Source organism: Candidatus Saccharibacteria bacterium (genome assembly GCA_016432585.1).
In the GTDB taxonomy this organism is placed as follows: domain Bacteria; phylum Patescibacteriota; class Saccharimonadia; order Saccharimonadales; family Saccharimonadaceae.
Window position 1 is genome coordinate 589,198 of the sequence record CP066696.1, and the last position, 21,636, is coordinate 610,833.

The following is a 21,636-nucleotide window of genomic DNA, read 5'->3' on the forward strand; positions in this document are numbered from 1 at the left end:
TTATTATTAGTCTATGACATTCGACACATCTTCAGTTCACGCGTTCCAATCACATTTCGATGGTGATATTATCCTGCCAGAAAGCCCAGAATACGAAAGCGCGAGCACGGTATTCATGGCAAAAGGAGCACCTGCAATTGTCGTAAGGCCCCGAACCGACGTCGCCGTTGCCGAGAGTGTGAAATTTGCGAAAGAGCATACCCTTGTTATTTCGGTTCGCAGCGGTGGGCATAGCGGTGCAGGCCACAGCACAAACGACAGTGGTATTATTATCGACCTTATGCATTTGAACAAAGTAGAAGTTATCGATACTGCAAAAAATACTGTTCGCATAGAAGGCGGCGCGCACTGGGGACCTACAGCCGACCAACTGCAAAAACTTGGCCTGGCAATTTCATCGGGCGATACGAATACGGTTGGCGTTGGTGGGCTTGCCACAGCCGGAGGTATCGGATGGATGGTTCGTAAGTACGGTCTCACGATCGACAGCCTCGTTGGCGCCACTGTCGTTACAGCATCTGGTGAAATCTTGCAGGCAAGCAAAACTACAAACCCAGATCTATTTTGGGGAATCCGTGGCGGTGGCGGTAATTTTGGTATCGTTACAAGCTTTGAGTTCGAGGCTCACCCTATAGGCGAGGTATACGCCGGGTCGATCGTTTACGATTTTGCCGAACGCGGCGAAATACTAAAAAAATGGCGCGATTACATGCGAACAGCGTCCGAAGACCTATCGACAATGATCATGCCAATGCCAAGCATGCCGGCATTTGGCGGGCAGCCAGCCGCGCTTGTTTTGCTTGCGTGTTACGCTAGCGATAATCAAGAAGAGGCAACAAAGGTGATTGCAGCCTTAAAAGATTTCGGCACCGTTCTTAGCGACGACATACAGAAAAAGCCCTATGCCGAAGTGCTCGAAGATGCACATCCACCCCAAGGCTTCCAGGTTCTTGTTAATGACGCGCTGATTAGCGATTTCAGCGATGAGCTTATTGACACTATCGTAAAAAACGACACGCAAATGCTGCAAATACGAAGTGTCGGTGGCGCCATGAATAGGGTAAGTAAAGACGCAACAGCATTTGCCCACCGCGCAAGCGAAGCGCTTATTATTGCTCCTGTTTTTATGAGCCCTGCAGCATCGCAATCCGAAATTGATTCCGCACTGGAGCCGTGGCGCGCAATTGCCAAATTTGGCCAAGGCGCCTATATCAATTTCTTCAATGAGTGGACGTCAGTCGAATCGACAGCAGCCTATCCTCCAGCAACATTCAATAAGCTTGTCGCGCTAAAGCGTCAGTACGACCCTGAAAATATCTTCCACCGAAACTACAATATCGCGCCAGATAGCGAACTACGCTAGTTTGCTATAGCGGTCGAAAAGACCGTTACAAACGGCGTTGAGGGCATTCACTGTTACGATCGCAAGCGACACTACCGCAACGCTACCGTTAATGACAGGCTCTAGGTTGAGCGCTAAAACAATTGCCGTAATACCGTTTTGCTGGCTAAGCGCCAGATGCCACGTATCGCGGCGCGATAATTTGCTTTTTGAGTGATTCTCTTTTTTACTTACCAGTAACGCCGCCCACATAACAAGCCACGCCACTACTATTTGCGACCCGTATGTTGCAACACCCAGCGTTATGCCGCCGACAATATCGACACCTCCGGCCAGTAAAATACCAAGCAAAAACGTCGCGCTATACAGTGCAATGTTAAGCGCAAACTCGGCGCGGCGGCCAGCGCCTAGCCAAGACGGGCGAACGAACCATCCGGCAAGTGCGGCCATACTGTAAAGGCGCATAGGAATCGCGATAATGGCAGTTAAGCCCGAGATAACGTTTTTGCCAGACTCGTGATTATCTAGTTTTTCCTGCAGAATTGCATGAACGTTTTTTGATTTCATGCGACGATAAAGCGCAAGCAAGCCGACCATAAGAAGCGTTCCCGCAAATGGTGTAATACTCACAAGAACGTCAACCCAGCTCGATCCCTCGGCTATTTTTTGGTGCGCCAATGTTGCAGCGGCACCAAGCAAAAGTGGCGTTGCAATTGCCGTCATAGGATCGTCGAACGACGCCCACATATTCAAGATAGTTCGCGTGCGCTTTGTCATACGCTTGTCGCTGCTCAGGGCCGCAACAGACAGCGGGTCAATCTGCGCCAGCGCCATACTTAGTACTGCATACTGCCAACTTTGAGTCACTAAATATGTCGCGCCAAAAATAATCAAATATTTACAAAGCACACCAAACGTCACCGCAATAAGGACGATTCGCCAGTGACGCTTTGCCTCTTGGCGGTCGATACCGTATACCGCCATATACAGACCAAAGCATAGAAGGGCACTTGCCACCAAAATATACCATGGCGAATGCTCAAGCCCCTGCCAACCAAATACAACGGCAAGAATAAGCCCCGCCAAAGCGGCAATAACAAGAAATGTCATGAATTTTAATCGATCAAACATAGCGCGTTCTTCATATCATACACCTACACTACGCCGCCGTAAATGCTAGTAATGGCTTTAGAAATTAAACAGCCGACATGTCAGATTTTCGTAAAAGAGCTCGACTTCTTCGCGGTATTCAGCGGACTGTTTGACATAATGTTCGAGCGAGAACCCACTGTTTATCTCTATAACACTCATTTCGCCTTCAGCAGTCTTAATAATATCCACGGCACCAAGGCGCAGTCCAATCGCATCCATTGCGGCCCTCGCTATAGCAACCATATCAGCATCAAGATCAGAGATGGAAAGTTTTTTTGCGTCTGCCCCAAGGTGTAAGTTGTACATTTTAAGCCCTCCGATTTCGCGAGGGTTTGTTTTTTCATAGGCAATGCTCACCACACCGTCTAGTACAATAAGACGTGTCTCAGACACAATCGCCTCGTACGGGGCAATCGCCCACGAGGGTATATTCGAACTCTCCATGTAGCGCATTGCGTCGTCTGCCGACCAAAAACGCGCAACGTTTTCGCCGCGACTCCCAAGCACAGGCTTAATAACAATACTCTCGTGCCGCTTTATCATTTCGTCGACCAATCTCTTGTTGGGAAGTGGGGAATCGGGCGTACTAAGTAATTCGTGCCGCATACTGGCAACCCCGTTTTCTTTTAATAGATCATGCGTTGCTGCTTTGTCTCGGGCGATTGCAGCGGAGGCCTGGCCATTGCAGTCAAAGTTATAGCCAAGAACAAACTGGCGCGCATCACCCAGGGTTAATCGAATAATCCATTCGTCTGAGAAGGCGCTATAGCGTATGCCATATTTTTCGCACGCACGTTTTATGCCCGCAATAACTGCTCTGTTTTCTAAAATATAATTTGTCATGCCTAAAAAACTTTCGTTCCTTCAGCATAGCATACGACCATAGGCTAAGATGTTAAATTATGAGAGTTTTGCAAAACCTATAACGTAATTATTGCCGTAATGCTTGGCACATTTTGGACAAGTTGTATAGAAAAAGTAGATATCAGTTGCCTTACTACCATGCTCCACGACAAGATCTTGCATTTCTGCGTGCCATCTGGCGGCGTTTTTATATGGACCATTAAAAACTTTCGTGACGTACGAACCGCTAAGCGTCACCATGTCAGCACCTTCTATGGACTTACTAACACCATATAACTGCTCGGCCTTCCAGGGGGATACATCTCTGCTAAGAATCATGCCGTCTTCCATAGGCAGCGCTGTACCAGTAGCGCTAGCGAGTTCCTGAAGTTTTGCCATAACCTTACCCATATTCAGCGGCACAAATAAAAAGCTTCGCGTGTACATACGAACAAAGAGTTTATTCTCGAATGTCACTTCCTTATTATCCCAGGCGTCTACGTTCGGAACAGGGCAACAACCGGTTTCGTTACTACTAGTGTATGTTGGTGGCATTCTCATATATCCTCCTTTTTTATGTAGTATAGTCTGCTATTTCTAGATTTTCTGTGATACTCCGCATAACAAAAAACTCCCAAAAGGGAGTTGCTTTAAAATACATGGTAGCTGGAAGTATCACCCATGCCACCAGCCTGAACCGGAAAAATAATCCGGCCCAGGCGCGTCTTTGTTACTGCTACGGCCGGCATGCCGCGCGGACCCAGCGAAACACCGAGACCACCCACGGAACTGCGGCACACGCAGCGACGAAGATGATTCCGAGGCGCGGCCACGGAGTCAGCACGTGGTAGAACTGCTGCATGTACTCGCCGTAGTACACGGCGATTCCAGCAACAAGCCAGCCCACGGGGATCTTCCATGCCAGCGCCATTACGAGGCCAAAGATCAGCATGGCGCCAGCAAGGCCGAAGCCCAGGTACGTCCCCATGTTGACGCCGCACCCGATGTAGTAATCGGGGCGGCAAGGGGTACGCACTCCGTAGGCGACCAGCATCATGAGACCCGAAAGAAAAACGATCGGATAGATCTGATAGAGGTGCGTGTAGCGCTTGGTGCGCCCCTCGGCAATCCGCATCGAGGCGACCCAAGAGACTACAAGAACAACGAGCATCAGACCGATCTGGCGCGATGCGCCGTTAAGGTCGAGTGTGTCAAGGTGCAACGGAACCTCCAGGGTTCGTAGGTGATACTTCCTTTACTATAATAGCATATTTCTAGAATAAAGTCAATCCGTAACAGATGTCGGGCTAGCTTAAACGAACACTTAAGCCAATGCCGCCGAACGTTTCGCAAACGAAAACGGGTCGCGCTGGAGTACTGAGCTTTTTATCGTATCGATAATTAAGTTCATCGAATTTCAAAATATCAACAGGCTTTGTGATACGGTTTCGAATCAACCACGAGGCAAATGCGCCACGAGCAATCTTTGTATGAACCACCACAAAGCCTGGTTCATGCGTTTTTGGATTAACCGTTAAAAATTCGGGCGTCACAACAAGTTGTGGATCGTGGTATTTTGTCACAGGTTTAGAGTACTCGACCGCCGCCAAATTAATAATCGTCTCGTCTCCTGGGATTGTCTCTGCTACAGAACTGCCCCAAAAGTCGTAAAGGTTTTTAAAACGATCACCCGGAAGCCGGTACCCCATTTCTAGGCGATACGGATAAATACCATCGAGAGGCCGCAAGATGCCATATAGTCCCGAAAGAATGCGAAGCGTCTTGTTTGCATAGCGACGATCCTCGTTCGTCCAACTCGCAACCTGAAGTCCACTGTAGATATCACCCAGAAAACTATCGACCGCTGCGCGCTGGCGTGCAGCATCATCCGTCCAGCCGGCGGCAAGCTCGTGTGTGATGATTGCCAACTTATTCGATATCTTCATCGTTTTCGCAATCTGGGCGGGCGTCAGAGACTTCAGATATTGGGCTAGCTCGTGCGTTTTTGTTGCAAGCGCCGGACGTTCAGAAATGGCCAATCCTGTTCCTGGCGGCCGCATTGTTTTCGATGAGTGAATAAGAATATACATACTAGTCCTTAGATTTTTGCAGGAATCTCACAGAAGAGAGGAATACGCCCGTCGCAATAGCGTACGACACTACATGAATGCTTATATAAAACGGGTTATTATTTGAATCCGAGATAAAAAAATTGCCAAATTGCTGTATTGTTTCAGCCGTAAGCACAGCAATAGCACAACTAACTATTATATTGAAAGAGCGACGACGCACGCTTCCAACCCTAACAAGCACATAACCAATCAGTGTGAGAAGTAGGATAAAAACAAGTGGCGCAAAGTTATGGTACACCATAGGGAACGTTGCGAATATTAGGTCGAAGATAATATCGGACCCACCAGAATTGACATACATAAACGCTCGGTATATCGCCAAAAACGGCCGAATTGCTAGCGTAGCAAGGTAGAGTAGCGCCGTAGACACTATGATTTTATTCAGCAGCGCTTGCGTATGACCGCCTCGTAAGTAATAGCCAAGTAGTCCAAGTATTATAGCTATCGTTACGCTTGGCGATGCAAACTCCCGCCACGCGCTCATATCAACATACGGCTCAACGAGATAACGTAGCAAAACAATAACGAACGAAAGTAGGAATAAGCTGACTAGTGACCATAGCGCAGATTGATAAAAAAGCTCGAACCGGGGTGTCACGCGACGGCGAAGCGCCATATAGGCAATCAAAAAGACAAGCGGAGTAAATACGATTGAAATATACAACCCTACAGCAACACCTTGCGATGCATACTGATAAAAAGAATACTGTGATGCCAGCCCAACATTAGCCACGAGCTGCATGAGATAAAGAGCAAAAATCACACTAACGATAATTTTCTTCACCTTGCTAGAAGTCACTAACGCTTTATTCATACAGCTATCATACCACGGCCTTAAGTAGCGAAAACTATGAACCTAAAATACTTACCGATCTTGCCACCACAAGCGCCAGCGTTAATACCGAGATAAGCGCCTGCGACCCCATAAGAATCTTAGCCGCGTGCGTTAACGGCTTTGCGTCTGCCGGGGCAAAGTTGACGGCATTTGACAGCGAAAGGTAGAAATAGTCAAAAAACTGGGGCCGCCAGCCAGGAAACTCGCTTTTCATATCTTGTTGAGGAAACTGGAAATCCTTATCACTTTTAGACCAGCGCTTTCGCGACAGGCCAGGCGCATCAATCTCCCAATACCACAGCGCAAACACTATGATATTCGTCATAAAAATTGCGATTGCCGCACCTAGAAGCTCGATGCCGCTAATAGTTGCGTGCGTCACAACCAGCATTTGAAGTACGAGAATCAACGAACTCGCGTTGCCAATCGACATCAGCGCAAGAAGCGTCAGCACCGATAAGCGCTGCATAAAATGACGATAGGTTTTGTGGCGGTTAACCGTAAAGCCGATCAAAAGAACAAGAGCAACCTCGATAGGAAGCAGTAGGTACTGCAGCCCAACCAAAAGCTCACCATTAATTTGCCATACGGCAAGTTGCAGCAAGATTGAAGCAAAAAGAGCTATTTGCGCGTGAATGAGTTCGCGGCGAGTAATAAAGTAGGTCATACATGCCAGTATATAGTGCCGGCCGAGCATTTGCCAGTCGGCAAAAGACCCGCCAGAAATGCTATACTAATGATATGAAACTGACAAAAACCGATACTTCAAAACCTCGCCAATATCCAGAGCATCATGCAACTCCAAACAATAAAATGAACCAGCTGCGTGCCGCGGTGCTTGGCGCAAACGACGGTATTGTCTCGATTGCCGGACTTGTTGTGGGTGTTGCGGGGGCTACCAATTCGCAAACAGTTATTCTTATGTCGGGTATTGCCGGCGTTGTTGCGGGCGCGCTATCTATGGCGGCGGGCGAGTACGTTTCGGTTAGTAGTCAGCGCGATACTGAAAGGGCGCTAATCGCCCAGGAGCGCGAAGAGCATGCGCATTTTCCCGACGAAGAACAAAAAGAACTTGCAAAAATCTACGAAGAAAAGGGACTTTCGCAGCAAACTGCAGCACTGGTTGCAAAAGAACTCTCAGATCACGACGCAATCGGCGCTCACCTCGACGCCGAGCATGGGCTCGATCCAGACAATCTTACTAGCCCTTGGCATGCAGCAGTTGCATCGGCGCTCTCGTTTCTTGCCGGCGCCGCGATTCCTATTGCCGCGGTCGTTATTCCGCCCGAACCACTTCGGGTTCCACTGGCGTTCGTAGCTGTTATTTTTGCCCTCATGCTAACAGGTAGTCTTAGCGCCTATGTTGGCGGCGCAAGCAAAACCCGCGCTACGCTTCGGGTGGTTGCCGGTGGCATGATTGCCATGATTGTAACATATGGCATTGGTAATCTCGTAGGGCTCACAATTTAGGAGAAGCTATGTGCCGAAATATAAAACCACTTTTCAATTTTGACCCACCCGCAACCGACGAGGAAATTCACGCATCTGCCTTGCAGTTCGTACGCAAGGTGAGTGGCTTTCACGAGCCGTCGCAGGTAAACGAAGCCGCCTTTAATCAAGGAATCGCAGATGTCGCAGCAGCATGCAAAAAACTACTCGATTCACTAGAGACGAATGCCGATCCTAAAAACAGGGAAGAAGAAGCACACAAGGCAAAAGAACGGAACGAAAAGCGTTTTGGAACCGGAGCCTAGTTCATAAGTTTCGCGTAACGATAGATTCGACGCTCAACCTCCGACTCCGACTTTTCAAAAGTCATAGGATCAATAAATGCTACCTCGTCGCCATCTTCACCAGCGCTAAATTGCATCAGCTCTGGCTTTACTGCAAATATCAATCGGACCTGCCAAAAATCGTGCGCCTTTAGGTACGCCGGTTCATCGACATGAAGTATTTTGTACGTAAAATCACCTTCAAGATTTACCTCTTCTTTCATTTCTCGAGCGATCGCCAAGCGAATGTTCTCGCTATGATCCATACCGCCGCCCGGTAAATCCCACCAATCGCGCCCAGATTCCTTTACGACAAGGACCTCGCCAATACTATTACGCACATAGCCCTTTATCGAGATCCTATACAGATAATCAGTTTTTCGCGTTGAAGTTTTATGATTGATAATACCTAGAGAAGTTTTTTCAGACATGTGGCTAGTATACTACACACTCCAGCTATTGACATATAAACTTAGATGTAGTATTATATTCGAGCACTAGATTGCACGCAATGACGAAAGTCACCGACGGAAGGAACGCCATGTCCTACGGTCGCTACAGCAACCGGAGCTCCAACTCCTCGCTCGGACCGATCGGCGCTCTGCTGCTCGCTCTCGTCCTGCTGGCGGGCCTGTCGTGGACCATCTACTGGTACACCGGTCCCAAGCAGGGCCTCCACACCGAGACCATCACGGTCTGCGACATGGAGGACAGCAAGACGAGCGACGGTCACGAGTACCGGATCTACGCGTCGAACGACACGTACAAGATGGCGGACAGCTGGTTCGGCGTCAAGCGCCGGGACACCGCCAACGACTACGGGCAGATGATGCGCGAGATCAAGAACGGCCCGGTCACCTACGACGTCACCGTCAAGGGCGAGCGCTGGAACACGCCGACGAACTTCGGCAACATCGTGGAGTTCACGAAGGCCGCCGTTCAGACGCCCGAGAAATGCGCCGCCGAAGGCTGATCGCCTCACGGCCTTCTCGCTAGCAAGTGCACTACAAGCCTCTAGGGGCGCAAGTCGACGAAAGTCCCTGCGCTCCAGGGGCTTTCGTCATATCTTGGAGATTTTACAGTTTCCTCTAGGCAATGACTCCCGTCGACTCGTTCTTAAGATGCCGGATAAGCCAATACGTACAGGGCAAAAGAATAGCGAGTGCGATGGCGGCAAAAACCATATAGGCGCCTCGGGGTGTACCCGCCCGCTGAACCAACAAGCCCGTCGCCGTGCTTGCACCGAGTCCTACTAAAATCGCAAGTGTCTTAAAGTTGCTTAGGATCGTAGAACGATGTGAGGCGGGTATCTGATCTTGAATGATCACTCGAAGAAACGAGCTTGTCGCATTAAGACAGCACCAAAAAATATACCCTACGAGAAAAAGTGGCACTATAGGAACACTAAGAATTCCGTAGGTAAGCACAGCGCCAAACCCCATGTACGCAACGCGCGCGATATCAGTTTTGAGTATTTTCAATAAAAATAGGTTCAATATAGCCAGCACCACAATTCCCGCACCCGAAACGATAAACCCACGCGTTGTAGCCTCGAAGCCATACTCGATCATAGCCGCTTCGTTTACAAACTGAATACACATTCCCAGCATGACAGAAAAGATAACGCCCATAAGCACAATCACGCGAAGAAAAGTGGTTTCCATAAGATAGCTGACACTTCGAAAAAAATGTTGCCTATGTGTCGCCGTTGATTTTACGTGGCCGTCCTTGTAGCGTTCTTGCATAAAAAAGATAAGAACGACGCAAAGAAACCCAGTGAAAGCCTCGACCATAAAGGGAAGGGCGGCATTAAACGAAAACAACATGCCGCCAACCGCCGCACTTGCGAGAATTCCGGCTTGTCCGTAGGTTATTTCGTAAGCATTCACTCTTCGGTATGCCGCTTTGGTGACATTGGCGTGATCATACACCATCGCCTCGAGCGTGCCACTCAAAAACGCGCGACCAAGACCATAGAACAGAGCTGCCAGCATATACGCCGAAAAATCGTGCCCGAAAAATACAATCAACGGCGCAACAAGCAGCAGCGACATGCCCGCGAGTGCACAAAATTTTCGACTGTATTTATCGGCAATTATACTTGTTGGGATTTCAGCAATCAGCCCAAAGACCCCTATAGTACTAAAGAATAGTCCAACCTGGACTGGTGTGATTGCCTGCGACGCGTACTCGTAAAATATTGGATAGGTGAAATAGAGCGTGCTAAAAAACTTCACCGCAAGATACAGACGCGCCGTCCGATCAAGCGGGGCACCTGTTTTGTTACGTATTTTAAGGAACATTTAAAAAACCTCCGTTTTTGTTTTAAGTATTTTTTTGTTTCAGCCTCTCAAAGCTTGTTCATAGTATAGTGCGTCGATATAAAACTGAATACTGTAGTATTCACAGCAATAAATATTTTTCTAGTAGGATTACTCGAGAGTTTTAACCACGTCTTTGGCCGCACGCCAACCGCTCTCTATTGCACCATGAACCGTTGCATAATTACCGTTTAAAGCAGTGGCTTCGCCGGCAAAGAACAAGCGCTCGCTGATTGGCTCTGTTAGTGCGGTGTGGTCACTTAGCGAAGCGCCGACAGGGTGATTACTATAAGCACCCTTGGTAAATGGGTTGTTGTCCCAGCGCGCAATTTTATACGCCACGATATCATCTTGCAGGTCTCGGCCAACGATAGCGCCAAGATCGGCCATTATGTTTGCAATAAGATCCTGCGGGTCCATCATTAAAACCGCCGCGGCTCTGCTGCCACCGCAGTAGCCCACAAGAACATGTGGATCGGCGGCGCTCGACCACCAGTTGGTGATTGTTTGTAGCGCGGCGCTTTCGCCATCGGCGTAATTAAATAGTTCGCGCGCAAGTTCCGCATCACGAAACCGAAGAATTAACTTCATGGCGTTTCCCATACCAAGCTTTTTAACACTCTGCTGAAATTTTGCTGGCAACGCGGGAGAAAAGGTGATGTCGCCACTTTTCAAAACCCCAAGAGAGACAGTAACTATGCATTTTTTCGCATACAACACTTCGCCATTTGTCAGGGTAATCGCAACACCCTGTTCATGGTAATCGATCGCTTTCACTACTGCCTGAAGACGGACAAGAAGATTTTTTGCCAGGCGCTTCACAATAGGCTGATAGCCACCTACGGGAATAAAGTTTTCGCCATTGTCTTTGGTTTCACGCAACATATCGGCAAACGCGCCGCTATCTAGGCTGGCGGCATCACCACCTTCGTAATCGCCAACCGAGATCTCGGCAAGCTGTTTTATGATAGGCGCTATGTCTTTATTTGCGGCGATATGATCTGCTACCGAGATTCCTTTCGCGCCACTTTGCGCCAATGATTCCATGATAGCGTCGTACGCTTGCTTTTGTTCAGCTGACATACTGTGACCATTTTTATCAACCAAGCGCACCGCGCCATCTGCCCGAATAGTAGCGAGGTTAAGCTCCTCAACATACTGCCATGTTGCTGTGTGATCACCATGAATAAATTCGGCGCCAATCTCGATAGGCATACCCCAGCCGTACCATGTTTTAATTCGCCCGCCAACATAGTCTTGGGCATCAATAACCAAGACATTCGTTATGTTTTGCTTGCGTAATTCTTGCGCTGCCGCGAGGCCCGCCGCACCAGCTCCAACAATAATAACGTCGTATAGCATGATTATTTTTTCTTGTTTTTAGTTTTGGCTTTTGGCTGCCAAGCAATCAAAAAATAGACAATAACAGCGACAAGCACCACAATAACGATGCCAGCGCCGATCATTACCGGAAGACAGTGATCAAAATCATTCATTGAATGCGAGTGACCCGCATGAGCAAATATTGTCAACATAAGCGCTAGTATACCATGTCGCTTATGTACTTTGGTAGCGATTTACTACATGCTAGAATAACGACATGACAACAAGCACTTTACGAAAGTTTTTATCAATAGTTTTTGCAATAGTAGCCATTGCGCTTGTAGGGTATGCAGCCATACAAGTATTCACTGGCAACCCGGTACCTAGTAAAATACGCAGCTTCGATGAATGTGCAGCAGCAGGATATCCTATTCAGGATAGCTACCCTGAACGATGTTCGGTTCCTGGTGGCGATACATTTACCAATCAATAAAGTCGCCTTATTGTAAATATTATTTGATTATTGTATAGTTACTATGCACATACCGTGCAGACACGGCCTACAGAGGCCACCGACGAGAGGGATCTCATGCTTTCCATCAAGAGGGCGACAGTGGCATTGGTCGCTGCGCTTCTGCTGTCCACACCCGTCAGCGCATGCGGCGGGAACACGAGCGACGGCAGCAGCGCCAGCTCGGCCACAACTTCCGCGGAAGCTCCGCAGAAGAAGCCGCTCAACACGACCCCGGTCTGCGAGCTTCTGCCGATCGCAGATGTTCAGCCCCTTCTCGGGCAGGCGATCATCCGCACCGACAGCAAGCCGCTCCTGGAGGACGAACCGCTTCCGGGTGAATACCTCTGCCGCTACTACGTGGCCGAGGATGACGAGTTCAAGGTCCTCGAGATCTACCGGATCAAGGAGTCAGAGACCGCCACTCAGTGGCAGGACCAGCACGCCGAATCCCACATCACCGTGGGCGACGGCTGGGACACCATCATCCGAGAGGGTGGCAACGTCGTCATGGTGCGGCCCGATAACGGCCTGATCACCTTCGTGTCGTACCTCGGCCCCAACGTGAGCCAGGACGCACTGGTGAAGATCGCCGAACTCGCCGCCACCCGAATGGCCTCGTAGGTCGACTGGCTGGCCCGCGGAGCGCTCGCTCCCGGGCCGGCCGATCGACCATTGACAAATCTACTTTTTGACTGGAATACGCCCTGCCGGCTACCGGCTGGGCTATTTCATGCTAGAATTAAATTCAGTATGAAGCCTCGAATTTACAGTATCAGTTTCGCTCGTATTTATCCGCTTTATATAACTAAAGCCGAGAATAAAGGGCATACCAAAGAAGAGGTCGACACAATTATCTTTTGGCTGACCGGCCATACGCAAAAAACGCTTGCGAAACAGCTTGAAAAACAGACCGATCTCGAAACTTTTTTCGCAGAGGCGCCCAAACTCAACCCCGCGCGCACGTTAATTAAAGGTGTAATTTGTGGCGTTCGCGTAGAGGATATCGAAGAGCCAACGATGCGCGAAATTCGCTACCTCGATAAGCTTATCGACGAACTCGCACGGGGAAAGGCGATCGAAAAGATCCTTCGAACCGACAGCTAGGCCCTTGTCTCCACTATTTCGACCCTAGCTGGCTCACGCATTATTTTAGCAAAACGATACCTATAGTCGTCACCGCGAAGCTTCATTACTTCCCCCGCCACCCATGCGGGGTCAAGCATACTGCTAACGTCATGGTCGGTACCTTCCCAAAATGCCGTATCCATTCCGGCAGGGCCAGCTACTAATACCTTAGCGATGCGACCATCCTCGGCCATAGCATTACTAAAATGAGCAGCTCCTGCTTTTGCAAAATTATATATGGGCTCTAGCTTGCGAGGCGTCCACTGCGACGTAGACGTAATAGTAATAAGTTCCCTCAGCTTGCCTTGCTTTGCTAGCACGGCTTGCACCGCATAAATGAGACCACGACCACCGACGTCTATCATTTCTTCTATTTGCTTTTCAGTTAGATCGGTCACACTGCCTTCCTGAAAGTAACCGGCCGCATACACTAGGGTAGTGATCTCTGGCATTTTTGTTATAAAATCGTTGAGTCGTTGAGGTAAATCTGGGGCAGAGAGATCAAAAGATTCGTAATGAAGCGACGGCTCATCCAGCTTGCGCCTTCCTGTTACGTACACATCGTCACCCGAAATTTGCATATCTTTCGCTAATTCTAAACCTAAACCCGAAGTTCCACCAATAATAAGCGTATTCATTCTATAAGTATAGCAAAATCCGAAAGTCGGTGTCGCGCCGGAATGAGAAACTCTCCCATTCCGGCGCGAACGTAGACGCGTGCTGGTCTTGTGATCAGAGCCTGACCCCGAAGCCCATCTCCTCGAGCCACTGCTGTCCCTCGCGGGGGCTGGCGGTGTTGAAGAGTCGAACGAGGCTCAGGTCGAGCCCCTCGTCGAGGATCGTCTGGTAGTGCTTGCGGATCCCGTCTTCGGCGACCGAGTCGAGGTTGCCGTTCTTCAGATGAACGAGATCATCCGCCGCGCGACCACTGCCCACAGCGCCGAGCACCGGGATGTCGTCGCGGAGCGCGAGCAGCACTTCTTCTGCAGTGACTCCACCCCCACTCAGCACCAGCATCCCCGACCGGCCGACGCCGGAATCGGCGAACAGCCGGAGCAGTTCGATGTACTTGGGCAGATCGCCATTCCAGCCCGCCGGAGTGCTGGCACCTTTCTGAAGAATCCAGAGGAGGTGTAGCAGCGGATTGGGAATGGCGCTCTTGTCGAGATCCTCGGCGAGCTGGAAGCTGGAATGCTCCCCGCCATAGCCGAGGGTTTCGTTGGTACGGGGAGTGTGGCCCCAGGTGCGGGGCCACAACTCCGGCTGATCCGGGTAGAGGCGCCGGGCGATGGCGTACGCCAGGCCTGGCGCCTCTACTGCGGTCATCGAACCGGTGAGGGGATTGGTTCCGTCCAGGACTCGCGTACCGCCGCTGCCGAGGGCGATCTGGTTGAGCCGGAACGGCTCCGCCGGATTGCCACCGAACAGGCGGACCACCAGGTCGAACAGCGCCAGGCGTTCGGCCTCTGTGCGGATAGTCGTTGCACCGGCGACGTTGAGGTTGCCCTCGACGCCCTTCATGGTACGAAGGACGACCGGAGCGGGAACCTCCTCGTTCACGTCGCTGACCACCAGGGCCACGTTGCGGCCGCTGACACTCGAAACGAGCCGAGTGTCCCGGGCCTCGCCCGGGACAAAGAACTCGTCGTAGCGAATAGTCATCGCTTTCTCCACTTCACTTAGGGCGCAAAGCCCATTTGACGGACGACGGTCACGAGCTCGCGCTTGCTGCACGAGACCACGTGAGGATACGTACTGCGGAAGTCCCGATCGTTCGCCAACTCGGTGGCAGTCCGACCAGAATCTTCCACGAGGAGCAGCTGCCACGGACTGTCACCCGGGGGGAGTGCAGCCACGTGCAGGCATTCGTTGCGCGTCACTCTTCCTCCATTGAAGGCAAGGTGAAGCGACGAATACTGCGCCTCGTTTCGAAGCAGTTCCATGTAGTCGATCGACACTCGCCATTCGTCGTCCCACGTCAGTCCCGGCCTGTCGGTCGAGAACTGAAGCAGAAGACAAACTGGACAGCGTCCATCGACCACCGTGTACGAGCCGTGCCCTGGCGTGTTACTCACCATCATAAACCCGCCGTAAAGCGACAGGTCACCGATAGTAGGAACAATGCCGATGGTTCGGGCAGGCGCGCCCATAGCCGAGAGTTGCATGAGTGTATCCATGACCCCCGGCCGGGGCGTAATGTGTCCGAAACCGTGGTCAGGGCAGTGAACTCGGTGTTCGTCGCACGCCAGACATAGGCCTGGCGTTGGACGGTTGATGGTCATGGTGGCGCCAGCAATCACTGCGGCGTCACATGCTGATCCTCCTAGCGCATTGGCGAGAAGAAGACCAACGCCGTCACCTTCGGTTTCGCTCATAAGAGCGGCCCCTCCGGTAACGCGCACAATGCACTCTCGCCGGGACGCGGCAAGCCGTACAAGGTCGCGACGAGACAGGGCACTGCGCCCTGGATCGCTAAGCGACGCGTGGCGAAGTGCAGTGCCGGGCAGCTTTCGCGGAGCCACGTATTTCACCTCCTCAATCACAGACACACGCATGCGTCTAATGTACAAACAACTACCGGCGGGTTACCGGTAGCGTACTAGTGTTTTTTATCATATTACTCTTATTTTGTCTAGACAGTCCAGCCGACAGAAGCCACCTAAAGCCACCTTCGGGTCGATTGTTTATACTGCAAGTACTTGTTGCCAAACACTTTTTCAAGCTCTCGTTCTTCGTGCGGAATAACAACAAAGTTTAGCACCAAAAAATAAATAGCTGGTCCGATAAACGAAACCGGCGAACCAGCAAAAGTAGCCACGCCGACAACGAATAGAAGCTCAACCAGGTAAAGCGGGTTGCGGCTCAAACGAAAATACTTGTCTGTAATAAGTAATTTGGAAGTTTTGACCACATCGGTCGAGCCGCCACGCCGTATCATGAACGCGAGAATTGCCATGCTAAGGCCTAAACTCCCAACGATAAGGACCGCGCCTACGACAGAACTGACCGTAGCAGCCGACAGCTGAGTATCGGGAAATAACTTGCCCAAAAGAAGAGCGATGATTATTGATGCAAAAAGCGTAAGGTCGGGAAGTGTATTTAGCGGTTTATTTTTCATAATATAAGCTGCGATGTATCCCTTGATAGTACTCATTAATCATGTCGTTAGTATACCAAAATATACCAGCATAATCGGTATTGTGCAAAGTTCTGCACTGTGCAATTATAACTACGACGTAGAAGGAGACGTTGAATGGCCATTATATTATCTCTTAGAGGCAAAACAGCAATTGTAACAGGTGGCGCAAACGGCATTGGGCGAGCTACCGCCGAACAACTCGCGCAAGCAGAGGCCACTGTAATTATTTTTGACATCGATGATGAGGCCGGACAAATGGTCGCCGCACAGGGCACAAACATCCACTTCATACATTGCGATATGGGCAATAAACAAGATATCGACCGCGCATATCACGAGGCCATCGATTCCAATAAAAAGATCGACATACTTATAAATAATGTTGGCATCGAAGTACTTGACGGCCATATCATGGAGATGTCTGAACAGGGTATTGCAAACATGGAACAGGTAAACGTGCAGGGGCCGTTCCATCTTACCCGACGTATAATGAACCATATGCAGAAACATGGCGGCTGTATTACGTTTGTAGCATCTACACAGGCACTTATCGTAGAAGGAGCGCCTAGTGTCTACAATATACAGAAAAACACCATTCTTGGCATGGTCAAGGCTTTTGCTGTGGCTGGGGGTCCGTTTGGGATTCGTGTTAATGCAGTATCACCGGGCGCCATAGCTACAGAGGGCATGGGATCGGCGGAGTCGGCTGGCGAAGAGCGAATCCGCGCCATCAACCACAACACGCCTCTCGGCAGGAGGGGACGTCCAGAAGAAGTAGCGCACGAAATCATCAACCTCTGTTTTGCTAAGTATACAACTGGCGACAACCGCCTAGTCGACGGTGGCTTCAGTAAGGTCGCCCTACCGGTTGAGCTTAGACCGTCAAAGCGAAGCGTACTTAACGACCCTGATGCAGCATTTTTCAATCACATCAGCCGAGAATGAGGAGCGTAACACAACCTCAGCCTTACGCAGTCTGGCGCTGAAACAACATGCGCGCAATCGCATACATAACGGCAGTGATACCCAGACACCAAATAGCAGTAATCCATGCGTGGTCTCCTACAGTGCCGTTCAAAAGAAGCGCACGGATTGCCTCGACAGCGTGATTGATAGGCTGTTCGCGGGCAAAACCCTCAAGCCAGTCTGGCAATGTCGAAATAAGCACGAAGCTGCTGCTAAGGTAGGGGAATAGCATCGTTGTAAACATAAACGATCCGGCCGCTTCGATGTTTTTTACAAACAAGCCAAATGCCGCTGCCGCCCACGTTAAGGCCAACATTAACAGCCAAAGAATTCCAAAAACGCCTAGCCAATCAGCAAAATCTGCAGTGGGCCGAAAACCAAGGGCAATCGCCAAAAGGGAAACGACAATCATGGCAAATGTATTGCGTATCATACTTGCAACAACATGCCCTGTTAAAACAGATGAGCTATTGATTGGCATCGAACGAAAGCGATCGATAATTCCTTTCATATTGTCATCGCACACACTAACGGCCGTGCCCGCCGTGCCAAAACTCAGGCACACCATAAAAACGCCAGGAACAACGTAGTTTATATATTCAGTACCCGTGTTGATTGCGCCACCAAAAATCGTGGTAAAAAGAACGAGGAGCATGACAGGAAGAATTATTGACATCGCCAATGCATCGACACTACGAAGATCGTGCTTAATCGATCGCTTTATCATTGTCCAAGAATTTCGCGTACCTTTAAATAGCTTCGTTTTCATGGCTGTCATCCTTCTTTTTATCGTTGTTGCCAGTAAGAGCAAAAAATACTTCGTCGAGCGATGGCGCGTGAAATGTCATGTCGCTAGGGTTTGATCCGGCGGCATGCAAGGTGTCCATCACTTTTTTAGTGTGAGCAACACTACCGTCGGTCTTAATACTAACCGTCACTCCGCCTTTTTTCGACAATACATCGCCAGGCTTGAACAAGCTAGCTGCCACTTCGGCCTCTTTTTGGGTTGCAAATGTCAGTTGCAGCGAGCGATCCCCAACGCGACGCTTTAGCTCTTCGGGCGTACCCTCGGCAACCACAACACCATCATCAATAACGATAATCGTATCAGCAAGTTGATCGGCCTCTTCCAGGTATTGCGTCGTCAAAAAGATAGTCACGCCTTTTTTGCGAAGCCCACCAATAATCTCCCACATTGCGCGGCGACTTCTAGGGTCGAGACCCGTCGTAGGTTCGTCTAAAAAGATTATCTCGGGCGAGTTAATAAGGCTCATCGCTAGGTCGAGCTTACGACGCATGCCGCCAGAATACGTACCAGATATTTTATCTGCATCATCCAGCAGATCAAACTGCGCGAGGAGCTGCTGAGTGCGCTCTTTCGTCTCTTTTTTATTAATACCGCACAGCTCGCCAATCATGGACATGTTTTCACGACCCGTCAGTTTTTCGTCGACTGCCGCATATTGGCCCGTAAGGCTGATCTTTGATCGAATAGCGCCAACTTCCAGGGCAAGTGCGTGACCTGCCACATACACTTCGCCGCTATCAAGCTTCGTGAGCGTGCTAAGTATCCGCACGGCTGTCGTTTTTCCGGCACCGTTTGGTCCAAGGACCGCAAAGACCGATCCTTTTTTAACGCGCAAATTAATGTCTTTTAGTATCGTTCGTTTGCCGTAGAATTTTGTTATGCCTTTGGCTTCGATTGCCAATTCACCGTTCATTTTTTGTCTCCTTTTTTCACAATCATAAGCGCCGTTTCTACAAGGTTATTACTAAATCGTTCCAGATCGGCGTTGGGTCGCAGTGGCAAAAGTGCCAAAAAGTTATCGCGCGCGGCATCAATAATAAGCGCGGCATGTTCTACGTCGAACTCGCCAAATTCGCCGCTTTTTTGACCCGCGGACATAATATCCTCAAGAAGTTTCGTCGCAGGATCGGCCTGCGGCTCGTCGTTTTCGTCGGCCATGTAGGTTATGCGACCGTTAGCGTCGCGGGAATTAAACGATATTTCAACGATTGCCGGAAAACGCTTCGGGTGCGTACCCATATGTGCCAGGTCGGCTTCTATCGCCACTCGCAGCTTGTCGGCCGCGGTTGGTGCGGCATCAACAACCGCCTGCACATGCTGAATGCGATCCATCGAAATAGTCATTAAAACTTCGTACAGAAGCTCTTTTTTATCTTTAAAATGATACGATATCAGGCTTGGGCTGATTTTTGCGTGCTTGGCAATTCGATTAAACGAAAGGTTGATATAGCCGTAGTCAGCCAAAACCTCAATCGTCGCCTCGACAATCTGGGCGCGACGCGCTTGTTCAATAAAACTACGCACTGGCGCAGATTGGTCATCTGTATTATTTTTTGAATGCATGACCAAAATATAACATATGCGTTCAATATATACAAGATTTTATTGTTAAACGATTGGTGTCCAAAATTTACGCGCGTGATAAAGTAATATTATATGAGCAAAATTATCCTTGAAATCACCATGTCACTCGACGGGTTTGTTGCCGGTCCAAATATTAGTATCGAAAACCCGCTAGGCGAGGGTGGCGAGCGTTTGCACGACTGGCTTTTTAGCGCCAAAACCAGCGTCGACGACGCGGTATTAGCGGCAGTACACGACAACGCAGGGGCTGTCGTTGTTGGTGGTCGCACCTACGCTATTGCAATAGACGACGCATGGGAAGGCAAGACACCATTTGATATTCCGGCTTTCGTTGACACCTACGCGCTGCCAAACACAGAAAAAGAGGGCTTTACCTATATAACCACCGGCCTAGAAGATACCATCGCCCAGGCAAAAAAGACCGCAGGCGAAAAGGATATTTGGGTTATGGGTGGCGGCAGTACGGTTGCAGCTTGTATCGAAAACGGATGGTACGACGAAATCTATCTGCACGTTGCACCGGTTTTGCTAAAACAAGGCCTCTATCTTTTTGATCACTTAAGCGACCAGCGCGTAGAGTTTAAAAACCTGGGTGCTAGCCAAAGCCCGCAGGCAACGCATATTGTTTTAGGCAAGATTTAAAAGAGCACGACTATTTAATAAGCTGCTGTACCGACCACGTATTTCCATCTGGATCACTGAAAAAGGTAAAGATTCCCCATGGCATGGTTTGTACCTCTGAAGCCTCGACACCGTTCTTTTTCAGCTCATCGTAGACCGCCTGCGTGTCGTCGACAACCACCTGAAGACCCTGTTGGCTACCCGGCTTCATCTCGGTAACGCCTTCGCCGATAACAATCGAACAAGCCGAACCCTCTGGCGTTAGCTGCACAAACCGCACAGATTCGCTAACGCGGTGGTCGTGATCAAGATTAAAGCCTACTTTGTTCGTATAAAAATCGATTGCTTTATCTACATTTGTCACCGGCACTGGTACAAGTTCTAATTTCATTTTCATATTGTTTCTCCTTTGCTTTGTTGATACATGTATTTAAACACGCACAGCAAGGGTGAGTTTTGTAAAAAAACGACAATCTATAACTTGTGAATATAGCCGGTGGCCGACGATCCCGCGCCCATGATCTTTTTGAGATCTTTGGTAAGGTGGGACTGATCAGTATAGCCCACCTCGGCCGCCACTTCGGCGGTTACCGTTCCGGCCTGTAGCATTGCCACTGCGTCTTGCGCTCGCCGTATTTTGCCCAGCGCCTTACGACTAATGCCCGTCACCTCGTGGAAATGCCGCTGCATCGTGCGACTCGACATAGCTTTGGGGCGGCCTTCGAGTACCGAAGCCACTACATCATCTTGCTTCAAAATCCCCGCAGAAACCATTGCCTCTACAAGTTTTTCTGCCGTGTCGTATTCGGGAAACTCAAATGCATGATCCAGCAAAATAAAACGCCCCGCAGTATCGTTTGGCAACATAATTGTCGCATCGACCAATTCATCACCCTTAAATCCCGCCAAGTACGCACTTGCCGTAAAAGAAATAACTACAGCGCTTGTGCCAGCAGCGTAGGGCACAGGCAAATACTTCGTCTGTTGTCCCGCGAGCATCATCATCCGGGTGCCATCTTGCAATTGCAGGGCAAGCAAATCCCACGCGCAATCGGGCGTTGCAATATACACGCCATCGGTAATGTTTTGCGTATGCCACACGCGGGCAATTAAAGGGCTCGCCGACAACCGGCTGGTGTGTTTTTGGGTCATGTATCTA

General features: G+C 49.8%; 29 protein-coding genes. 9 read left to right on the top strand and 20 right to left on the bottom strand.

All coding sequences use genetic code 11. The annotated features are described in order from the left end of the window. Positions 1-13 precede the first annotated feature (13 nt). Positions 14-1,363 (top strand): FAD-binding oxidoreductase, encoded by a 1,350-nt coding sequence (locus HZB75_03220; protein ID QQG50520.1) that lies wholly within the window; start codon positions 14-16, stop codon positions 1,361-1,363. Here the strand turns inward: HZB75_03220 and HZB75_03225 are convergent. The 7 genes from HZB75_03225 to HZB75_03255 all read right to left on the bottom strand — a co-directional run bounded on the left by HZB75_03225 (position 1,355) and on the right by HZB75_03255 (position 6,971). Then, positions 1,355-2,473, bottom strand: a complete 1,119-nt coding sequence (locus tag HZB75_03225; GenBank protein ID QQG50521.1) for a cation:proton antiporter — start codon at positions 2,471-2,473, stop codon at positions 1,355-1,357. The genes HZB75_03220 and HZB75_03225 overlap by 9 nt on opposite strands. A 57-nt stretch (positions 2,474-2,530) precedes the next feature. Continuing rightward, a complete protein-coding gene (locus tag HZB75_03230; GenBank protein ID QQG50522.1) occupies positions 2,531-3,337 on the bottom strand; it encodes a hypothetical protein in 807 nt (268 codons plus the stop codon). 57 nt (positions 3,338-3,394) lie between these two features. Continuing rightward, complete coding sequence (locus HZB75_03235) at positions 3,395-3,898, bottom strand: hypothetical protein (protein QQG50523.1); 504 nt, start codon at positions 3,896-3,898, stop codon at positions 3,395-3,397. A 175-nt stretch (positions 3,899-4,073) separates the two neighbouring features. Continuing rightward, positions 4,074-4,559, bottom strand: coding sequence for a hypothetical protein (locus HZB75_03240; GenBank protein QQG50524.1), 486 nt, complete (start codon positions 4,557-4,559; stop codon positions 4,074-4,076). 85 nt (positions 4,560-4,644) lie between these two features. Continuing rightward, a complete protein-coding gene (locus HZB75_03245; protein ID QQG50525.1) occupies positions 4,645-5,427 on the bottom strand; it encodes a YaaA family protein in 783 nt (260 codons plus the stop codon). Between the two features lies 1 nt (position 5,428). Next, entirely contained in the window at positions 5,429-6,283 is an 855-nt protein-coding gene (locus HZB75_03250; protein ID QQG50526.1) for a hypothetical protein, read from the bottom strand. 34 nt (positions 6,284-6,317) lie between these two features. Further along, on the bottom strand, positions 6,318-6,971 hold the full coding sequence (locus HZB75_03255) for a hypothetical protein (protein QQG50527.1): 654 nt from the start codon (positions 6,969-6,971) through the stop codon (positions 6,318-6,320). Positions 6,972-7,045: 74 nt separating this feature from the next. Between HZB75_03255 and HZB75_03260 the strand changes: the two genes are divergently transcribed. Then, complete coding sequence (locus HZB75_03260; GenBank protein ID QQG50528.1) at positions 7,046-7,774, top strand: VIT family protein; 729 nt, start codon at positions 7,046-7,048, stop codon at positions 7,772-7,774. 8 nt (positions 7,775-7,782) lie between these two features. Further along, positions 7,783-8,058, top strand: a complete 276-nt coding sequence (locus HZB75_03265; GenBank protein ID QQG50529.1) for a DUF2277 domain-containing protein — start codon at positions 7,783-7,785, stop codon at positions 8,056-8,058. Here HZB75_03265 and HZB75_03270 read toward each other — a convergent pair. Next, positions 8,055-8,507, bottom strand: a complete 453-nt coding sequence (locus tag HZB75_03270) for an NUDIX hydrolase (protein ID QQG50530.1) — start codon at positions 8,505-8,507, stop codon at positions 8,055-8,057. The two genes, HZB75_03265 and HZB75_03270, sit on opposite strands and share 4 nt — an antisense overlap. A gap of 80 nt (positions 8,508-8,587) precedes the next feature. Here HZB75_03270 and HZB75_03275 point away from each other — a divergent pair, with 80 nt between their 5' ends. Continuing rightward, a complete protein-coding gene (locus tag HZB75_03275; protein QQG50531.1) occupies positions 8,588-9,049 on the top strand; it encodes a hypothetical protein in 462 nt (153 codons plus the stop codon). A 115-nt stretch (positions 9,050-9,164) separates the two neighbouring features. Here the strand turns inward: HZB75_03275 and HZB75_03280 are convergent, their stop codons facing one another. The 3 genes from HZB75_03280 to HZB75_03290 all read right to left on the bottom strand — a co-directional run bounded on the left by HZB75_03280 (position 9,165) and on the right by HZB75_03290 (position 11,932). Beyond that, positions 9,165-10,379, bottom strand: a complete 1,215-nt coding sequence (locus HZB75_03280; protein QQG50532.1) for an MFS transporter — start codon at positions 10,377-10,379, stop codon at positions 9,165-9,167. 129 nt (positions 10,380-10,508) lie between these two features. Then, positions 10,509-11,759, bottom strand: coding sequence for an FAD-dependent oxidoreductase (locus HZB75_03285; GenBank protein ID QQG50533.1), 1,251 nt, complete (start codon positions 11,757-11,759; stop codon positions 10,509-10,511). A gap of 2 nt (positions 11,760-11,761) precedes the next feature. Beyond that, entirely contained in the window at positions 11,762-11,932 is a 171-nt protein-coding gene (locus HZB75_03290; protein ID QQG50534.1) for a hypothetical protein, read from the bottom strand. Positions 11,933-11,997: 65 nt separating this feature from the next. Here HZB75_03290 and HZB75_03295 point away from each other — a divergent pair, with 65 nt between their 5' ends. The 3 genes from HZB75_03295 to HZB75_03305 all read left to right on the top strand — a co-directional run bounded on the left by HZB75_03295 (position 11,998) and on the right by HZB75_03305 (position 13,338). Beyond that, positions 11,998-12,213, top strand: coding sequence for a hypothetical protein (locus HZB75_03295; protein QQG50535.1), 216 nt, complete (start codon positions 11,998-12,000; stop codon positions 12,211-12,213). Between the two features lie 96 nt (positions 12,214-12,309). Further along, positions 12,310-12,855 carry a hypothetical protein gene (locus HZB75_03300; protein ID QQG50536.1) on the top strand — a complete coding sequence of 182 codons (546 nt, stop codon included), beginning with the start codon at positions 12,310-12,312 and terminating at the stop codon, positions 12,853-12,855. A 129-nt stretch (positions 12,856-12,984) separates the two neighbouring features. Continuing rightward, positions 12,985-13,338, top strand: coding sequence for a DUF2200 domain-containing protein (locus HZB75_03305; GenBank protein QQG50537.1), 354 nt, complete (start codon positions 12,985-12,987; stop codon positions 13,336-13,338). On the opposite strand, the gene HZB75_03310 is transcribed toward HZB75_03305, so the two are convergent. The 4 genes from HZB75_03310 to HZB75_03325 all read right to left on the bottom strand — a co-directional run bounded on the left by HZB75_03310 (position 13,335) and on the right by HZB75_03325 (position 16,513). Further along, the gene (locus HZB75_03310; GenBank protein QQG50538.1) at positions 13,335-13,997 is read right to left on the bottom strand and encodes an SDR family NAD(P)-dependent oxidoreductase; all 663 of its coding nucleotides are present in this window, start codon (positions 13,995-13,997) and stop codon (positions 13,335-13,337) included. The genes HZB75_03305 and HZB75_03310 overlap by 4 nt on opposite strands. Positions 13,998-14,091: 94 nt before the next feature. After that, positions 14,092-15,021, bottom strand: coding sequence for a hypothetical protein (locus tag HZB75_03315; GenBank protein QQG50539.1), 930 nt, complete (start codon positions 15,019-15,021; stop codon positions 14,092-14,094). 17 nt (positions 15,022-15,038) lie between these two features. Then, the gene (locus HZB75_03320) at positions 15,039-15,914 is read right to left on the bottom strand and encodes a hypothetical protein (GenBank protein ID QQG50540.1); all 876 of its coding nucleotides are present in this window, start codon (positions 15,912-15,914) and stop codon (positions 15,039-15,041) included. Between the two features lie 104 nt (positions 15,915-16,018). Further along, complete coding sequence (locus HZB75_03325) at positions 16,019-16,513, bottom strand: isoprenylcysteine carboxylmethyltransferase family protein (protein ID QQG50541.1); 495 nt, start codon at positions 16,511-16,513, stop codon at positions 16,019-16,021. 99 nt (positions 16,514-16,612) lie between these two features. On the opposite strand from HZB75_03325, the gene HZB75_03330 reads away from it, so the two are divergent. Beyond that, entirely contained in the window at positions 16,613-17,443 is an 831-nt protein-coding gene (locus tag HZB75_03330; GenBank protein ID QQG50542.1) for an SDR family oxidoreductase, read from the top strand. A 22-nt stretch (positions 17,444-17,465) separates the two neighbouring features. On the opposite strand, the gene HZB75_03335 is transcribed toward HZB75_03330, so the two are convergent. The 3 genes from HZB75_03335 to HZB75_03345 are packed head-to-tail and all read right to left on the bottom strand — an operon-like array spanning position 17,466 to position 19,835. Continuing rightward, positions 17,466-18,191, bottom strand: a complete 726-nt coding sequence (locus HZB75_03335) for an ABC transporter permease (protein QQG51364.1) — start codon at positions 18,189-18,191, stop codon at positions 17,466-17,468. A gap of 22 nt (positions 18,192-18,213) precedes the next feature. Next, entirely contained in the window at positions 18,214-19,185 is a 972-nt protein-coding gene (locus HZB75_03340; protein ID QQG50543.1) for an ATP-binding cassette domain-containing protein, read from the bottom strand. Further along, positions 19,182-19,835 (bottom strand): TetR family transcriptional regulator, encoded by a 654-nt coding sequence (locus HZB75_03345; protein ID QQG50544.1) that lies wholly within the window; start codon positions 19,833-19,835, stop codon positions 19,182-19,184. Before HZB75_03345 ends, HZB75_03340 begins: the two co-directional genes overlap by 4 nt. Positions 19,836-19,928: 93 nt before the next feature. Here HZB75_03345 and HZB75_03350 point away from each other — a divergent pair, with 93 nt between their 5' ends. Beyond that, complete coding sequence (locus tag HZB75_03350; protein ID QQG50545.1) at positions 19,929-20,498, top strand: dihydrofolate reductase family protein; 570 nt, start codon at positions 19,929-19,931, stop codon at positions 20,496-20,498. A gap of 10 nt (positions 20,499-20,508) precedes the next feature. On the opposite strand, the gene HZB75_03355 is transcribed toward HZB75_03350, so the two are convergent. Both HZB75_03355 and HZB75_03360 read right to left on the bottom strand, forming a co-directional pair. Beyond that, positions 20,509-20,874, bottom strand: a complete 366-nt coding sequence (locus HZB75_03355) for a VOC family protein (protein ID QQG50546.1) — start codon at positions 20,872-20,874, stop codon at positions 20,509-20,511. Positions 20,875-20,951: 77 nt separating this feature from the next. After that, on the bottom strand, positions 20,952-21,629 hold the full coding sequence (locus HZB75_03360) for an AraC family transcriptional regulator (GenBank protein ID QQG50547.1): 678 nt from the start codon (positions 21,627-21,629) through the stop codon (positions 20,952-20,954). Between the last annotated feature and the right edge of the window lie 7 nt (positions 21,630-21,636).

Coding starts and splice junctions, on each gene's coding strand:
- HZB75_03360 (QQG50547.1), bottom strand. CDS start 21,629: ATGACCCAAAAACACACCAGCCGGTTGTCGGCGAGCCCTTTAATTGCC.
- HZB75_03230 (QQG50522.1), bottom strand. CDS start 3,337: ATGACAAATTATATTTTAGAAAACAGAGCAGTTATTGCGGGCATAAAA.
- HZB75_03245 (QQG50525.1), bottom strand. CDS start 5,427: ATGTATATTCTTATTCACTCATCGAAAACAATGCGGCCGCCAGGAACA.
- HZB75_03265 (QQG50529.1), top strand. CDS start 7,783: ATGTGCCGAAATATAAAACCACTTTTCAATTTTGACCCACCCGCAACC.
- HZB75_03295 (QQG50535.1), top strand. CDS start 11,998: ATGACAACAAGCACTTTACGAAAGTTTTTATCAATAGTTTTTGCAATA.
- HZB75_03220 (QQG50520.1), top strand. CDS start 14: ATGACATTCGACACATCTTCAGTTCACGCGTTCCAATCACATTTCGAT.
- HZB75_03290 (QQG50534.1), bottom strand. CDS start 11,932: ATGTTGACAATATTTGCTCATGCGGGTCACTCGCATTCAATGAATGAT.
- HZB75_03340 (QQG50543.1), bottom strand. CDS start 19,185: ATGAACGGTGAATTGGCAATCGAAGCCAAAGGCATAACAAAATTCTAC.
- HZB75_03350 (QQG50545.1), top strand. CDS start 19,929: ATGAGCAAAATTATCCTTGAAATCACCATGTCACTCGACGGGTTTGTT.
- HZB75_03260 (QQG50528.1), top strand. CDS start 7,046: ATGAAACTGACAAAAACCGATACTTCAAAACCTCGCCAATATCCAGAG.
- HZB75_03250 (QQG50526.1), bottom strand. CDS start 6,283: ATGAATAAAGCGTTAGTGACTTCTAGCAAGGTGAAGAAAATTATCGTT.
- HZB75_03330 (QQG50542.1), top strand. CDS start 16,613: ATGGCCATTATATTATCTCTTAGAGGCAAAACAGCAATTGTAACAGGT.
- HZB75_03235 (QQG50523.1), bottom strand. CDS start 3,898: ATGAGAATGCCACCAACATACACTAGTAGTAACGAAACCGGTTGTTGC.
- HZB75_03325 (QQG50541.1), bottom strand. CDS start 16,513: ATGAGTACTATCAAGGGATACATCGCAGCTTATATTATGAAAAATAAA.
- HZB75_03305 (QQG50537.1), top strand. CDS start 12,985: ATGAAGCCTCGAATTTACAGTATCAGTTTCGCTCGTATTTATCCGCTT.
- HZB75_03355 (QQG50546.1), bottom strand. CDS start 20,874: ATGAAAATGAAATTAGAACTTGTACCAGTGCCGGTGACAAATGTAGAT.
- HZB75_03255 (QQG50527.1), bottom strand. CDS start 6,971: ATGACCTACTTTATTACTCGCCGCGAACTCATTCACGCGCAAATAGCT.
- HZB75_03345 (QQG50544.1), bottom strand. CDS start 19,835: ATGCATTCAAAAAATAATACAGATGACCAATCTGCGCCAGTGCGTAGT.
- HZB75_03320 (QQG50540.1), bottom strand. CDS start 15,914: ATGCGTGTGTCTGTGATTGAGGAGGTGAAATACGTGGCTCCGCGAAAG.
- HZB75_03275 (QQG50531.1), top strand. CDS start 8,588: ATGACGAAAGTCACCGACGGAAGGAACGCCATGTCCTACGGTCGCTAC.
- HZB75_03300 (QQG50536.1), top strand. CDS start 12,310: ATGCTTTCCATCAAGAGGGCGACAGTGGCATTGGTCGCTGCGCTTCTG.
- HZB75_03270 (QQG50530.1), bottom strand. CDS start 8,507: ATGTCTGAAAAAACTTCTCTAGGTATTATCAATCATAAAACTTCAACG.
- HZB75_03310 (QQG50538.1), bottom strand. CDS start 13,997: ATGAATACGCTTATTATTGGTGGAACTTCGGGTTTAGGTTTAGAATTA.
- HZB75_03280 (QQG50532.1), bottom strand. CDS start 10,379: ATGTTCCTTAAAATACGTAACAAAACAGGTGCCCCGCTTGATCGGACG.
- HZB75_03225 (QQG50521.1), bottom strand. CDS start 2,473: ATGTTTGATCGATTAAAATTCATGACATTTCTTGTTATTGCCGCTTTG.
- HZB75_03285 (QQG50533.1), bottom strand. CDS start 11,759: ATGCTATACGACGTTATTATTGTTGGAGCTGGTGCGGCGGGCCTCGCG.
- HZB75_03315 (QQG50539.1), bottom strand. CDS start 15,021: ATGACTATTCGCTACGACGAGTTCTTTGTCCCGGGCGAGGCCCGGGAC.
- HZB75_03335 (QQG51364.1), bottom strand. CDS start 18,191: ATGATAAAGCGATCGATTAAGCACGATCTTCGTAGTGTCGATGCATTG.